This is a genomic window from Protofrankia sp. Cas4, assembly GCF_963555915.1.
Lineage (GTDB): Bacteria > Actinomycetota > Actinomycetes > Frankiales > Frankiaceae > Protofrankia.
Map to the genome: position 1 here is coordinate 29791 of NZ_CAUVXL010000100.1, position 13201 is coordinate 42991.

At 67.4% G+C, this 13201-nt stretch carries 13 protein-coding genes; 11 read left to right on the forward strand and 2 right to left on the reverse strand.

From position 1 onward, the window contains the following. Positions 1-69 precede the first annotated feature (69 nt). Positions 70-1053, forward strand: a complete 984-nt coding sequence (gene holA, locus U9979_RS09415; protein WP_322779060.1) for a DNA polymerase III subunit delta — start codon at positions 70-72, stop codon at positions 1051-1053. 148 nt (positions 1054-1201) lie between these two features. Here the strand turns inward: holA and rpsT are convergent, their stop codons facing one another. Next, positions 1202-1471, reverse strand: coding sequence for a 30S ribosomal protein S20 (gene rpsT / locus U9979_RS09420; RefSeq protein WP_322748161.1), 270 nt, complete (start codon positions 1469-1471; stop codon positions 1202-1204). A gap of 341 nt (positions 1472-1812) precedes the next feature. Here rpsT and lepA point away from each other — a divergent pair, with 341 nt between their 5' ends. After that, entirely contained in the window at positions 1813-3723 is a 1911-nt protein-coding gene (gene lepA, locus U9979_RS09425) for a translation elongation factor 4 (RefSeq protein WP_416219803.1), read from the forward strand. Positions 3724-3864: 141 nt separating this feature from the next. Here the strand turns inward: lepA and U9979_RS09430 are convergent, their stop codons facing one another. Continuing rightward, positions 3865-4035, reverse strand: coding sequence for a hypothetical protein (locus U9979_RS09430; protein WP_322748163.1), 171 nt, complete (start codon positions 4033-4035; stop codon positions 3865-3867). A 291-nt stretch (positions 4036-4326) separates the two neighbouring features. Between U9979_RS09430 and hemW the strand changes: the two genes are divergently transcribed. The 9 genes from hemW to era all read left to right on the forward strand — a co-directional run. Beyond that, entirely contained in the window at positions 4327-5571 is a 1245-nt protein-coding gene (gene hemW / locus U9979_RS09435) for a radical SAM family heme chaperone HemW (protein ID WP_322748164.1), read from the forward strand. Positions 5572-5779: 208 nt separating this feature from the next. Continuing rightward, the gene (gene hrcA, locus U9979_RS09440) at positions 5780-6799 is read left to right on the forward strand and encodes a heat-inducible transcriptional repressor HrcA (protein WP_322748165.1); all 1020 of its coding nucleotides are present in this window, start codon (positions 5780-5782) and stop codon (positions 6797-6799) included. Next, on the forward strand, positions 6799-7947 hold the full coding sequence (dnaJ, locus tag U9979_RS09445; protein ID WP_322748166.1) for a molecular chaperone DnaJ: 1149 nt from the start codon (positions 6799-6801) through the stop codon (positions 7945-7947). The genes hrcA and dnaJ overlap by 1 nt, the downstream gene beginning before the upstream one ends. Before the next feature lie 54 nt (positions 7948-8001). Then, positions 8002-8748, forward strand: coding sequence for a 16S rRNA (uracil(1498)-N(3))-methyltransferase (locus U9979_RS09450; protein ID WP_416219811.1), 747 nt, complete (start codon positions 8002-8004; stop codon positions 8746-8748). A 130-nt stretch (positions 8749-8878) separates the two neighbouring features. Then, positions 8879-9907 carry a PhoH family protein gene (locus tag U9979_RS09455; RefSeq protein ID WP_322748167.1) on the forward strand — a complete coding sequence of 343 codons (1029 nt, stop codon included), beginning with the start codon at positions 8879-8881 and terminating at the stop codon, positions 9905-9907. A gap of 112 nt (positions 9908-10019) precedes the next feature. Next, the gene (gene ybeY / locus U9979_RS09460) at positions 10020-10496 is read left to right on the forward strand and encodes an rRNA maturation RNase YbeY (RefSeq protein ID WP_322749645.1); all 477 of its coding nucleotides are present in this window, start codon (positions 10020-10022) and stop codon (positions 10494-10496) included. A 116-nt stretch (positions 10497-10612) separates the two neighbouring features. After that, positions 10613-12028 carry a hemolysin family protein gene (locus tag U9979_RS09465; protein WP_322779062.1) on the forward strand — a complete coding sequence of 472 codons (1416 nt, stop codon included), beginning with the start codon at positions 10613-10615 and terminating at the stop codon, positions 12026-12028. Further along, positions 12025-12582: a cytidine deaminase gene (locus tag U9979_RS09470; RefSeq protein ID WP_322750398.1), complete on the forward strand. Its 558-nt coding sequence runs from the start codon at positions 12025-12027 to the stop codon at positions 12580-12582. Before U9979_RS09465 ends, U9979_RS09470 begins: the two co-directional genes overlap by 4 nt. 11 nt (positions 12583-12593) lie before the next feature. After that, positions 12594-13201, forward strand: a 608-nt coding sequence (gene era / locus U9979_RS09475) for a GTPase Era (protein WP_322779063.1), incomplete at its 3' end; no start/stop codon positions are given.

Consider the following 13201-nt stretch of genomic DNA (forward strand, 5'->3'; position numbering starts at 1 on the left):
TCTGCGCGTCGGGTGCCCTTGACGAGGGCGTCGCGGGCCACGGGCCGTGCGCATGACATGCTCCCCAGCGTGTCGTCAACGTCCGCCCTGCCGCGGCTGGTCCTCATCGCCGGGGACGAGGAGCTGTTGGTCGCCCGGGGGATCCGCGACGTCGTGGACGCGGCTCGGGCCCACGATGCCCAGGTGGAGATCGTCGACCGGGCACCCGGCGAGTTGACCGACAGCGATGTGGTTGACCTGTCCAGCTCATCGATGTTCGGTGGGCTGCGCATCGTCGTGGTCCGCGGTGCGCAGGAGCTGGCGGACGATCTTCGGGACGCGCTGCTCGCCTACCTGGCCCGACCACTGGACGACGTGGTCCTTGTCGTCGTGCACAGCGGTGCCGTGCGCAACCGCAAGCTGGCGGATGCGGTGAAGACGGCCGGCGGGCGGGTGATTCCGGCAGCGCGCGTCACCCGTCCGCGCGACCGGCATGACTTCGTCGCGGCCGAGATCCGTCGGCTCGGCGGCCAGATCGGCTCGGGCGCGGTGAAGGCTCTGGTGGACGCTGTTGGTGGTGATCTGCGCGAACTCGCGGCCGTATGTGATCAATTGGTTACGGATTCAGGTGGGCTGGTCAATGAGGCGGTGGTAGCCCTCTATCACCGAGGCCGAGCAGAGGCAACCGGTTTCACGGTGGCGGACGCGGCGATCGCCGGAGACCTGGCGCAGGCTCTGACCGCGCTTCGCCAGACGCTGGGCAGCGGGGTTCCCCCGGTACTGGTGGTAAGCGCCGTCACCACGGGGCTACGGGATCTTGCCCGGGTTTCCGCCGCCGCCGGTGGCTCCGCCTGGGAGGTGGCCCGCGCCCTTGGGATGCCCGACTGGAAGGTCGAGCGCTCCCAACGGGCGGCCCAGGCGTGGAGTGATGCGGGGCTGGCGCGGGCGATGCGTGCCGCCAGCGCTGCGGATGCGGCTGTCAAGGGCGGCGCTGTTGATCCGGCTTACGGACTGGAACGCCTGGTCGCAGAGATCGTGGCGGCTCGTGGTCGCGCGACGGGAAGCCGCCGGTAACTCCGGGCACCGTGGCACCGTGGCACCTGACGGCGAGGCGCCGGGTCGCGGGTCAACCGGACCGGTTGCGTGGGTTGCTCGGAGCCGGCGGCGTCCTATCCATGATCATCATGGCCCTGGCCGAACTGGCAAGCGGGTGGATGATCGCTCAGGCGTCGGTCAGGGATGCGTGCCGCGCGGCCATCGCCGACTTCTTGTTGGCAGCCTGATTGGCATGGATAACACCCTTGCTGACAGCCTTGTCAAGCTTGCGTGACGCGATGCGCAGCTCAAGGCCGGCACGGTCCGGGTCGCCTGCGTCCGCGGCTGCGCGGAAGCGACGGACGACCGTCTTCAGCTCGGATTTGACGGCCTTGTTGCGCAGCCGTCGCTTCTCGTTCGTGAGGTTGCGCTTGATCTGCGACTTGATGTTGGCCACGCGAAAGAACCCCTGGTCGTCGAATCGGCATGGACGGCGGTCGGGCACCGGTGTCGGTTCACCACCGCCGGGTGGTGTGCGTCCATCCCCCCGGGAGCCAAGCCACCGGGGAAACATCGGTAACCCTATCAAGGTTTCAACGAACCGCTCGCGGGCGGGCACGGGCTCCGCTCGACCGCCCCCGAATCCCGGCACCCCCCGAATCCCGGCGCGTGCGCAGTGCCGGCGCGTGCGCCTGCCGGCCCAGCATGACGGCGACCGCTGAGTGCGGGCACGATGAGCCTGGCACGATGGGGATGGACCCACGGTCTGTGCAGTCCCACAGTGGGTGCAGTCCCACGATGCGCAGGTCCATCCCGACGAAACGAGAAGACTCCCGCGTGCCCGCAGCTTCCGACCCTCGCCGTGTCAGCCAGGCTTCGGTTGACCAGGCGTCGATCCGCAACTTCTGCATCATCGCCCACATCGACCACGGCAAGTCAACCCTCGCTGACCGGATGCTTGGTGTGACCGGCGTGGTCGAGGCCCGCAACATGCGTGCTCAGTATCTGGATAAAATGGATATCGAGCGCGAGCGCGGGATCACGATCAAGGCACAGAGCGTCCGGCTGCCGTGGCAGGCCGATGACGGTCGTGACTACATCCTGCATCTGATCGACACGCCTGGTCACGTCGACTTCACCTATGAGGTGAGCCGCTCGCTGGCGGCATGCGAGGGCGCGGTGCTGCTGGTCGACGCGGCCCAGGGCATCGAGGCGCAGACCTTGGCGAACCTTTACCTGGCGCTCGAGAACGACCTTCAGATCATCCCCGTGCTCAACAAGATTGATCTTCCGGCCGCGCAGCCCGAGAAGTACGCGGCCGAGCTTGCACAGATCATCGGCTGTGATCCTGATGATGTCCTGCGGGTATCGGGTAAGACCGGGCAGGGCGTGCCCGACTTGCTCAATGAGATCGTCCGCCGGATCCCCGCGCCCATGGGCGACCCGGACGCTCCGGCTCGGGCCATGATCTTCGACAGTGTCTACGACAGCTATCGGGGCGTGATCACCTATGTGCGGGTGGTCGACGGCCGCCTGACCACCCGGGACCGTTGTCTGATGATGTCGACGCGGGCCAGCCATGAGACCCTCGAGGTCGGGGTGATCTCGCCGGACCCGATTCCACGCGACGGACTCTCCGCGGGGGAGGTCGGTTACCTCATCCCGGGTGTCAAGGACGTTCGACAGGCCCGCGTCGGGGACACCGTGACATCGGCGAATCGGCCGGCCGGGCAGGCGCTGGGTGGCTACCGTGATCCACGCCCGATGGTCTACAGCGGTTTGTATCCGCTTGACGGCAGTGAGTATCCGGCATTGCGCGAGGCTCTGGACAAACTGCAGCTCAACGACGCCGCGCTGACCTACGAGCCGGAGACGTCCGCGGCGTTGGGGTTCGGGTTCCGCTGCGGCTTTCTGGGGCTTCTCCATCTGGAGATCGTCCGGGAACGCCTCGAGCGGGAGTTCGGCCTTACGCTCATTTCGACCGCGCCGAACGTGGTCTACCGGGTGGTCATGGAGGATGGCAGCGAGGCGGTGGTCACGAATCCGAGCGACTGGCCGGCAGGAAAGATCAACGAGGTCTATGAGCCGGTCGTGGAGGCGATGGTGCTGCTGCCGTCGGACTTCGTGGGCCAGGTGATGGAGCTGTGTCAGGGGCGCCGCGGCACGTTGCGCGGGATGGACTACCTGTCCACCGACCGGGTGGAGCTCAAATACACACTGCCACTCGGTGAGATCATTTTTGACTTCTTCGACGCGCTGAAATCCCGTACCCGTGGTTATGCCAGCCTTGATTACGAACCCGCCGGCGAACAGGCATCCGACCTGGTGAAGGTCGACATCCTCCTCCAAGGCGAGGCCGTCGACGCGTTCTCCGCGATCGTACACAGGGACAAGGCGTACGGCTACGGCGTGGCCATGACCTCCCGGCTCCGGGAGCTGATCCCACGCCAGCAGTTCGAGGTGCCGATCCAGGCGGCGATCGGAAGTCGGATCATCGCCAGGGAGAACATCCGCGCGATTCGCAAGGACGTGCTGGCGAAGTGCTACGGCGGCGACATCACGCGTAAGCGCAAGCTGCTGGAGAAGCAGAAGGAGGGCAAGAAGAAGATGAAGACCATCGGTCGCGTCGAGGTCCCTCAGGAGGCTTTCATCGCGGCCCTGTCGACGGATTCCGCCAACGCAGCCAACACTCCGAAGACCACGAAGTAGGAGTGCGTGGCCCGCTGCCCGGACCTCATCGGTGCGACGAGGTCCGGGCGGACGCGATACGACGCGGTTGCGGGTCGGGCGGTGGCAGGTTGGGCGGTGGTGCGGGTCAGGCGGTGGTGCTGAGTGTCGCCGCTGGCCAGTTCAGCTGATCCGGGGGGACGACGAGGGCAGTCGGATGGGTTCGGTAGCAGGTTCGTCGCGGTGGGTGGGGCTGTCCGGTCCGGTCGGTGCGCCGGATCGATACTCCGTTGCGTGGGGGGGAAGAAGATCCTCGATGTTGTCGAGGACACCGCGCACGGCGTCGTCATTCATGTGAATCAGCTTCCCCGACTGGGGACCACGAGTTCACGACGCTTCGCCCATATTGTCTGGTAGATTCACAACGAGAAGACAACATTGGTCGTGCTCGGGTAACTGTCCATCGGGTGGCGCCGTCCATCGGGTGGCACTGTCCGTTCGGTGGCGCTGTCCATCCGGTGGCACATGTCTCGTTCGGGATTGAATGTTCCGCCTGGGTGACGGCCGCGATTGCTGTAACGAAAGTGGATGCAAGGGGCAGACACAGTGTCGCCGTTCAGGCACACTATGGTCATGTCACGGGTCATGTCACGCATCACGGCGGCCGCTTCCGGCCGCGGGTTGTCCGGCGAAGCCGCCCCGGCCGACGGCAGGCTTCCGGCGTCGGCCACAAACTTGGTGGGCACTCGCCCGTTCGGCGTCTATGTCCACGTCCCATACTGCACGACCCGCTGCGGCTACTGCGACTTCAACACCTACACGGCGACCGAGCTCGGCCCGGGAGTCGCGATCGGGACGTTCGTCGAGACGCTTGCCGGTGAGTTCCGCGTGGCCCGCGCCGTCCTCGGCGCGGCAGACCTGGCCGTCTCGACCATTTTCCTCGGCGGCGGGACGCCTACCCTCCTTCCGGTCGAGGACCTCAGGGCGCTGCTTCGAATGATCGACACGGAGTTCGGCATTGCCCCGGACGCCGAGGTGACGACCGAGGCGAACCCCGAGTCCGTGGACGCGAGCACATTGGAACAGCTGCGCGCCGCCGGCTACACGCGGGTCTCGTTCGGCATGCAGAGTGCCCGGTCGCACGTGCTCGCCGCCCTTGACCGTCGGCATACTCCCGGACGTGTACCCGATGTGGTCAGTTGGGCACGCAAGGCGGGATTCAACCATGTCAACCTCGACCTCATCTACGGCTCGCCGGGTGAGTCGGACCGGGACTGGCAGGCGAGCCTGGACGCCGCGGTCGAACTCGCTCCCGATCATGTGAGCGCGTATGCGTTGACTGTTGAGGACGGCACCCGGCTGGCCCGCCGGATCAGGCGTGGCGAGCTGCTCCCGCCGGACGATGACATGATGGCCGACCGTTACCATCAGGCCGAGCAGACCCTGACCGCGGCGGGCCTACGGTGGTATGAGATCAGTAACTGGGCCCGTGACGAAGCGTCCCGCAGCCGGCACAATCTCGGCTACTGGCGTGGTCATGACTGGTGGGGTTTCGGACCGGGGGCACACAGCCATGTCGGCGGTGTGCGCTGGTGGAACGTCCGTCATCCGGCCGCCTACAGCGCGCTGCTCGCCGAGCAGGCGAGTCCTGCCGCGGCCCGTGAGCTGCTGGACGACGACGCCAGGCAGATGGAGCGGGTGATGCTCGGGGTTCGCTTGGCCGACGGCCTCGCCGTCGACGAGCTGACCGACGCGGGGCGTGCGCGGGCCGCGACGCTTGCTGTGGACGGGTTGATCGAGCCGGCCGGACTGGAGGCCGGACGCGTGTTGCTCACCCTGCGTGGCAGGCTCCTGGCCGATACCGTGGTCCGTGATCTCCTTCCGGACTGACCGGCGCCGCCCCTTGGCGAAGGCCTTGAGTTTCTGCACTCGCTGACGTGCTCGACCGTCTCGGCTGGAGGCCAAGACGGCTACAATTGGCACTCGAGGCAACGGAGTGCCAGGACGCTTCGGAAGTACGGGTTCTGGTCCTGGTCGCCTCGTGCGGTCGTGGCTGGCCTCGCCAAACGGCCTCAACGTGGCGAAGGGGTGAAGCGACGTGCTGGAAGAACGGCGGTTGGACGTTCTGCGCGCCATCGTTGAGGACTTTGTGCTGAGCAACGAGCCCGTGGGGTCCAAAGCACTGGCAGAGCGCCACCAGCTGGGGGTATCGCCTGCTACTGTACGTAATGACATGTCTGCGCTTGAGGAAGAAGGCTACATTACCCAGCCGCACACGAGCGCGGGGCGGATCCCGACGGACAAGGGCTACCGCCTGTTCGTCGACCGGCTGTCGGGGGTCAAGCCCCTGTCGCGGGCGGAGCGGCGGGCGATCCAGAGCTTCCTCGAGGGAGCGATCGATCTCGATGACGTGGTCCGGCGGTCGGTTCGGCTGCTGGCCCAGCTGACCCGCCAGGTCGCTGTCGTGCAGTACCCGTCGTTGTCGTGCAGCAGCGTCCGGCACATCGAGATCGTGACGATCACGCCGGCGCGGCTGCTTTTCGTAATGATTACTGACACCGGTAGGGTTGAGCAGCGGGTGGTCGAAGTGCCCGCCCCGGTTGACGATCTGATCGTCGGCGAACTGCGGGGTGTACTCAACGCCGCGTTGAACGGGCGCAGGCTGGTGGACGCGCCCGAGGCGGTCGCGGACCTGTCGGACGCCGCCCGCCCGGATCTGCGTCCACATCTGAATACGCTGATCGCGGTGGTGATGGAGGCGCTGGTCGACAAGCCCGAGGAGCGGGTGGCGCTGGCGGGTACAGCCAACCTGACATTGTCGGCTCTCGACTTCGCCGATACGCTGCGTCCCCTTCTGGAAGCGCTGGAGGAGCAGGTTGTTCTGTTGAAACTGATCGGCGAGGTACGCGACCTCGACACCGTTACGGTACGTATTGGTCAGGAAAACAGTATGGATGCGCTACGTTCCACCTCGGTGGTGGCAACGGGGTACGGCCGCGGAGCGTCCGCTTTGGGCGGCCTGGGAGTGGTCGGTCCGAGGCGGATGGACTATCCGGGGGCCATGGCGGCGGTAAGAGCCGTCGCCAAGTACGTGGGTGATCTCTTGGGTGCCGACTGATGGCCACTGACTACTACGAAGTGCTGGGCGTACGCCGAGACGCTTCGAACGACGAACTCAAGCGGGCATATCGCAGGCTCGCTCGGGAACTGCATCCCGACGTGAACCCCGACCCGGAGGCGCAGCAGCGCTTCAAGGCCGTGACCACCGCGTACGAGGTGCTGTCGGACCCGGAGAAGCGCCAGGTCGTCGATCTCGGTGGTGATCCGCTGGCTCCCGGTGGGGGAGGCGGCGCCGGGGCTTCCTTCGGGGCGGGCTTCGGCGGCCTCGGCGACATCATGGATGCCTTCTTCGGTGGCGGGGCAAATCGTGGGCCGCGCTCACGGGTCCGTCGCGGCAACGACGCGTTGCTCCGGCTGGAGCTCGACCTCGCTGAGACCGCGTTCGGGGCGACCCGGGATATCACCGTTGACACCGCGGCGGTGTGCGCCACCTGCTCCGGGGAGGGATCGGCGCCGGGTAGCCATCCGGTGACCTGCCCGGTGTGTCACGGGCGTGGAGAGATCCAACAGGTGACCCGGTCGTTCCTGGGCCAGATGGTCACTTCCAGGCCGTGCACCCGATGCGGAGCCACCGGGAGCGTGATCGAGCATCCGTGCCGGGAATGCGGCGGCGACGGCCGGGTACGTAAGCGGCGCAACCTTACCGTCAAGATCCCTTCTGGGGTTGAGGACGGGATGCGCATTCGGTTGTCCGGCGAAGGTGAGGTCGGCCCGGGCGGCGGGCCCAACGGTGACCTCTACGTCGAGGTGCAGGAGCGTCCCCATCCGGTCTTCACCCGGGAAGGCGACGATCTGCACTGCGAGCTGCGGGTGCCCATGACGGCCGCCGCGCTCGGTACCACCTGTGAGTTGGACACTCTGGACGGCAGCGAGACCCTCACGGTCAAGCCCGGCACTCAGCCTGGGTATGTCATCACCATGAGTGGTCGCGGCATTCCGCATCTGCGTTCGGTCGGCCGCGGTCACCTGCACATCCATGTGGTGGTGGAGACGCCGACCAAGCTTGATCCTGATCAGGAAAGGCTGCTGCGAGAGCTGGCGAAGTTGCGGGACGAGGAGCAGCCGGCGGTGGTGACCAGTGGCAACGGGACCGCCGACGGGCAGGGCTTCTTCTCCAGGCTCCGCGGCGCCCGCGGCACGCGGTAGGCGGGGCCGGATGCGGGTTGCCGTGGGCCGGACCGGGCGCGGAGGAACGGACAGCTGACCGCGCCTCTTTTCCACCAGGGCCTGGTTCCCGACGGCAGAGAGCTGACACTCTCCGGTTCGGAGGGTCACCATGCTGCGACGGTTCGTCGACTTCGCCCCGGTGAACGCCTGGATATCACCGATGGTCTCGGGGTGGTTGCCGAATGTACCGTTCTGCGTTGTCGGCGCGACGAGGTCGACTGCACGGTCGAACGCAGGGTCGTGTACCCGGAGCCTGCTCCCCGGCTGGTCGTGGTCCAGGCCCTGGCCAAGGGCGACCGCGGTGAGCTCGCTGTCGAGCTCATGACCGAGGTGGGGGTCGACGAGATCGTCCCCTGGGCGGCTGCCCGCTCGATCGTCCGTTGGGAGGGGGATCGTGGCATGCGGGCGCATGCGCGCTGGTCGGCCACGGCGCGTGAGGCCGCGAAGCAGTCACGGCGAGTGTTCTGGCCCCGGCTGGCGGGCCTCGCTGACACCGCTGCGGTCGGCGCTCGGATCGTGACCGCGGACATCGCGGTGGTTCTGCATGAGGAGGCGACCGAACCGCTGGTCGCGGGGCTGCGCGAGGCGGGCGTGGCGGGATCGTCGGAGATCGTCGTGGTAGTGGGGCCAGAAGGTGGAATCACCGACAGTGAGCTTGAGGTCTTCGGTGCGGCCGGAGCGATGCCTGCCCGGCTCGGTCGCACGGTGTTACGGACGTCGACCGCAGGTGTCGTCGCGGCCGCGATCGTGTTGTCCCATACCACCCGCTGGGATCGGTAGGCCGGAGGTGGCGCGATGCTGGTTCGGGATGCTGGTTCGCGATGCTGGTTGTTCTCGCGGATCGTTAGACTAGGGGCCGTACTGACTCATGTCGTTTGAGAGGTCTCGTGGCCGCAGCCGGCTGCAACCCATGACCGATTCCGTCTCCCCGTCCGACCAACGGACCGTCACCCGCATCGTCGTCCCGGGCGCGCACAGCATGGTAAGCCTGCTGGGCCACCAGGACGAGCTGTTGCGTGTCATCGAACAGGCCTTACCGTCCGACATCCATGTCCGGGGCAACGAGATCACCATTACCGGTCATCCGGACGAGAACGCACTGGCCGCCAAGCTCTTCGCCGAACTGATCGCTCTGTTGGAGTCCGGCACGGAACTGACGCCGTCCCACGTCAACCACTCGTTGTCGATGTTGCGCAGTGGTGGCGATGAGCGGCCTGCCGAGGTGCTCACCCTCAACATCCTGTCTGGCCGTGGGCGGACGATCCGTCCCAAGACGTTGAATCAGAAACGCTATGTGGACGCGATCGACGTCCACACGATCGTGTTCGGCATCGGCCCGGCCGGCACCGGCAAGACCTATCTGGCCATGGCCAAGGCCGTGCAGGCACTCCAGTCAAAGCAGGTGAACCGGATCATCCTGACCCGGCCCGCGGTCGAGGCGGGAGAGCGGCTCGGTTTCCTGCCCGGCACGCTTTACGACAAGATCGACCCGTATCTGCGACCGCTCTACGACGCCTTGCACGACATGGTCGATCCGGACTCGATCCCACGACTGATCCAGAGCGGAACCATCGAGGTCGCGCCGCTCGCGTACATGCGCGGCCGGTCCCTGAACGACGCTTTCATCATCCTGGACGAGGCGCAGAACACCTCCGGTGAGCAGATGAAGATGTTCCTCACCCGGCTCGGTTTCGGTTCCAAGATCGTTGTTACCGGGGATGTGACCCAGGTGGATCTGCCCAGCGGAACCCGCAGCGGCCTGCGTGTCGTCCGGGAAATCCTCGACGGCGTTGAGGACGTCCACTTCGCGACGCTGACCAGCACGGACGTGGTACGTCACCGGCTGGTCAGCGACATCGTCGACGCCTATGCCCGCTGGGACGCGGCAAGCGCGCCCAGCCCGCGACCTGCGCAGGCCGGCCGCCGGGACCGACGATGACCGGCCGTCGGTAGGGCGTGGCCGATGACCCGCAACCGGATGACCCGCAACCGGATGACGCGCAACCGAGGACGTGCCGCGAGCAGTGGCGCCGCACGGGGATGGATGGCTGATGGCCGTATTCGTGGCTAACGAGTCAGGCGTTGACGTTGATGAGGTCGCACTTACCGCTCTTGCCCGGTTCGTGTTGGACGCCATGAAGGTCAATCCACAGGCGGAGCTGTCGATAATGCTGGTGGAGCTGACCGCGATGGAGGAACTCCACGTCCGTTACATGGGCGAGGAAGGTCCGACCGACGTGCTGGCCTTCCCCCAGGACGACGCCTTCGACCCGTCCGCGCCTGATGCGGGTGAGGACGACCCGGCCCTGCTGCTCGGCGATGTCGTTCTGTGTCCGGAGGTCGCCCGCAAGCAGGCGGCAAAGGCGGGTCACTCACCGGAACACGAGATGCATCTGCTGTGTACGCACGGGATCCTGCACCTGCTCGGCTACGACCACGCCGAGCCCGAGGAGGAGCGCGAGATGTGGGCGGTGCAGTCCCGCCTGCTGGCATCGTGGGAGGTCGCCCGGACCGCTGGTACGCACTGAGTACGGCGATTGCGCGGCGTAGCAACGTCCGGGCGCGGCAGACGCCGCGGCAGACGGAGTGGCAGACGAAGTGGCAGACACTGAGCGTGGTGCGGGGGAGCTGACGGGACGAGCCCATGGGCTATGGTGATGTTCCACTTCTGCTGATCGCGGTGGTTGCCGCGCTGTTCGCGGCGGGTATCGGGTGTGTCGACGCGGCGCTGACCCGCGTGTCCCGAGTGTCGGTCGAGGAGTTCCTGCGAGCCGGCCGGCCAAGGGCCACCCGCCTGGCCACGATCGTCGCAGACCCCGGTCGCTACCTGGCGCTGCTGCTGTTGCTGCGGATTGTCGGTGAGATGATCGCGACAGCCTGCGTGACTGTCATCGCCGTGCACACCTACGGTGCCGGATTCGCCTCGGTCGCGCTCGGGGCACTGGCCGGCACCCTGTTCGCGTACGTCCTGGTCGGCGTGATGTTCCGAACGTTGGGCCGGCAGCACGCAGCGGTGGTGGCGCTCGCGACCGCGGGGCTCACCACCTGGCTCGGCGCACTGTTCGGTCCACTGCCCCGATTGCTGATCGCGTTTGGCAACGCGGTCACTCCCGGGCGAGGCTACCGGGACGGTCCGTTCGCCACCGAAGCGGAACTGCGTGACCTGGTTGATCTCGCGCAGGAGCGCGACGTCATCGAACGTGGTGAGCGTGACATGATCGCATCCGTGTTCGAGTTCGGGGACACCCTGGTACGCGAGGTCATGGTCCCCCGTCCTGACATGGTCCACATCGGGTCGGCGAAAACCGTCAGACAGGCCATCTCGCTGGCATTGCGCAGCGGTTTCTCGCGCATTCCGGTCACCGGGGAGACGGTGGACGACGTCGTCGGGATCGCCTTCCTCAAGGACATGGTAGGCCGGGAGCGCGAAGGCTGGGACGCCCGGCCTGTTTCGGATGTGATGCGTCCGCCCGCACTGGTGCCCGAGAGCAAGCACGCTGACGCCCTGCTACGGGAGATGCAGGCGTCTCGGACCCACATGGCGATCGTCATCGACGAGTACGGCGGCACCGCGGGGTTGGTGACCATCGAGGACATCCTCGAAGAGATCGTCGGAGAGATCACCGACGAGTACGACATCGAGACCGCGCCGGTGGAGTGGATCGATGACGACGTGGCCAGGGTGACCGCCCGGCTGGCGGTGGACGATCTGCGCGAGCTGTTCGCAACGGATGAGCTGCCGGGATCCGGTGATGTCGAGACGGTCGGCGGGCTGCTGGCGAGTGCGCTGGGACACGTGCCGATACCGGGAGCGACCGCAACCGTCGGCGTGCTGACGCTCACCGCCGAGAGCGCGGCCGGCCGGCGCAACCAGATCGGTACGGTGGTGGTCCGGCGGTCGGCGCGCCCTGGCGAGGACGGCGCAGGCGGGTCCGCGAACGAGATCGCCCGCGCCGGCGGCGAGAGCAGAGACGGGGACGCGAAACATGGTGACGGTGGCCGCGACGGCGATGCCCTCGGCCCGGTCGCGCGCCGTACCGCGTTCGGGATGCGTACATGAGTGAGACGGACGAGACAGGGGTGGGCGTGTCGGAGCAGGAGCCGAACAGGCTGGGCTCGAACGGTCGGAACGCCGGTGGACCGCGGTCGGCCGCGGACGTCACGCCGATTGCCCTCGGCGCGCTGCAACCGGAGGACGCCAAGCTCGTGACCCTGGCCCGGTCGGCACGGCTGCGCGCCTACGTGCCCCGCGGCGGAACCGCCTCGGCCCAGGGCGCGGCCGTCCGTGACACCGACGGCCGGACATACGCGGCAGCGACCGTGGAGAACGCCGACGCTCGGCTGACGGTGTCGGCGCTTGCGGCGGCGGTGGTCGCGGCGGCGTCCAGCGGAGCGCGCCGCTTCGAGGCCGCGGCGATCGTGTCGCAGGGCGCGCCGGTCCCGGATCTTCCCGACGCCGGGGACCCTCCGGCCGCTCCGGCCGCTCCCGTCGTGCCTTCTGTACCTTCCGTACCAGCTGCCGAGGACCTGCTCGTGCTGGGCGAGTTCGGCGCCGGCGTTCCGGTGTTCCTCGCCGGCCCGGACGGTGTGGTCCGCGGCCGGGTGAGAACCTAGTGGTTGCCGCCATGGAGACCGAACCGCGGTTCCGGTCGGGGTTTGCGTGCTTTGTCGGACGTCCCAACGCGGGCAAGTCCACGCTGACCAACGCACTCGTCGGCGCGAAGGTCGCGATCACCTCCGGGCGGCCGCAGACGACCCGGCACGCCATCCGGGGCATCGTGCACCGCGACGACGCCCAGCTGGTACTGGTCGACACCCCCGGGCTGCACCGTCCCCGCACGCTGCTCGGACAGCGGCTCAACGACGTGGTGCGCTCCACCCTGTCGGAGGTGGACGTGGTCGGCTTCTGCGTCCCGGCGAACGAGCCGGTGGGTCGCGGCGACCGGTTCATCGCCGACGAGCTCGCCCGCCTGCCCAAGCGGACGCCGGTGATCGCGATCGTCACCAAGACCGATCTGGTGTCCGACCGGGACGCGCTGGGGGCACAGCTGCTCGCGGTCTCCTCGCTCGCGGATTTCGCCGCGGTGATACCGGTCAGCGCCGTGTCGTCGTTCCAGGTAGGCGTGCTCGCTGATCTGCTGGTGGAACGGTTGCCGGCTGGTCCGCCGCTGTATCCGGACGGCGATCTGACCGACGAACCCGAGCAGGTGATGGTCGCCGAACTGGTGCGTGA

Coding starts and splice junctions, on each gene's coding strand:
- U9979_RS09455 (WP_322748167.1), top strand. CDS start 8,879: ATGACCGATTCCGTCTCCCCGTCCGACCAACGGACCGTCACCCGCATC.
- hemW (WP_322748164.1), top strand. CDS start 4,327: ATGTCACGCATCACGGCGGCCGCTTCCGGCCGCGGGTTGTCCGGCGAA.
- ybeY (WP_322749645.1), top strand. CDS start 10,020: ATGGCCGTATTCGTGGCTAACGAGTCAGGCGTTGACGTTGATGAGGTC.
- U9979_RS09470 (WP_322750398.1), top strand. CDS start 12,025: ATGAGTGAGACGGACGAGACAGGGGTGGGCGTGTCGGAGCAGGAGCCG.
- U9979_RS09430 (WP_322748163.1), bottom strand. CDS start 4,035: ATGAATGACGACGCCGTGCGCGGTGTCCTCGACAACATCGAGGATCTT.
- dnaJ (WP_322748166.1), top strand. CDS start 6,799: ATGGCCACTGACTACTACGAAGTGCTGGGCGTACGCCGAGACGCTTCG.
- lepA (WP_416219803.1), top strand. CDS start 1,813: ATGCGCAGGTCCATCCCGACGAAACGAGAAGACTCCCGCGTGCCCGCA.
- U9979_RS09465 (WP_322779062.1), top strand. CDS start 10,613: ATGGGCTATGGTGATGTTCCACTTCTGCTGATCGCGGTGGTTGCCGCG.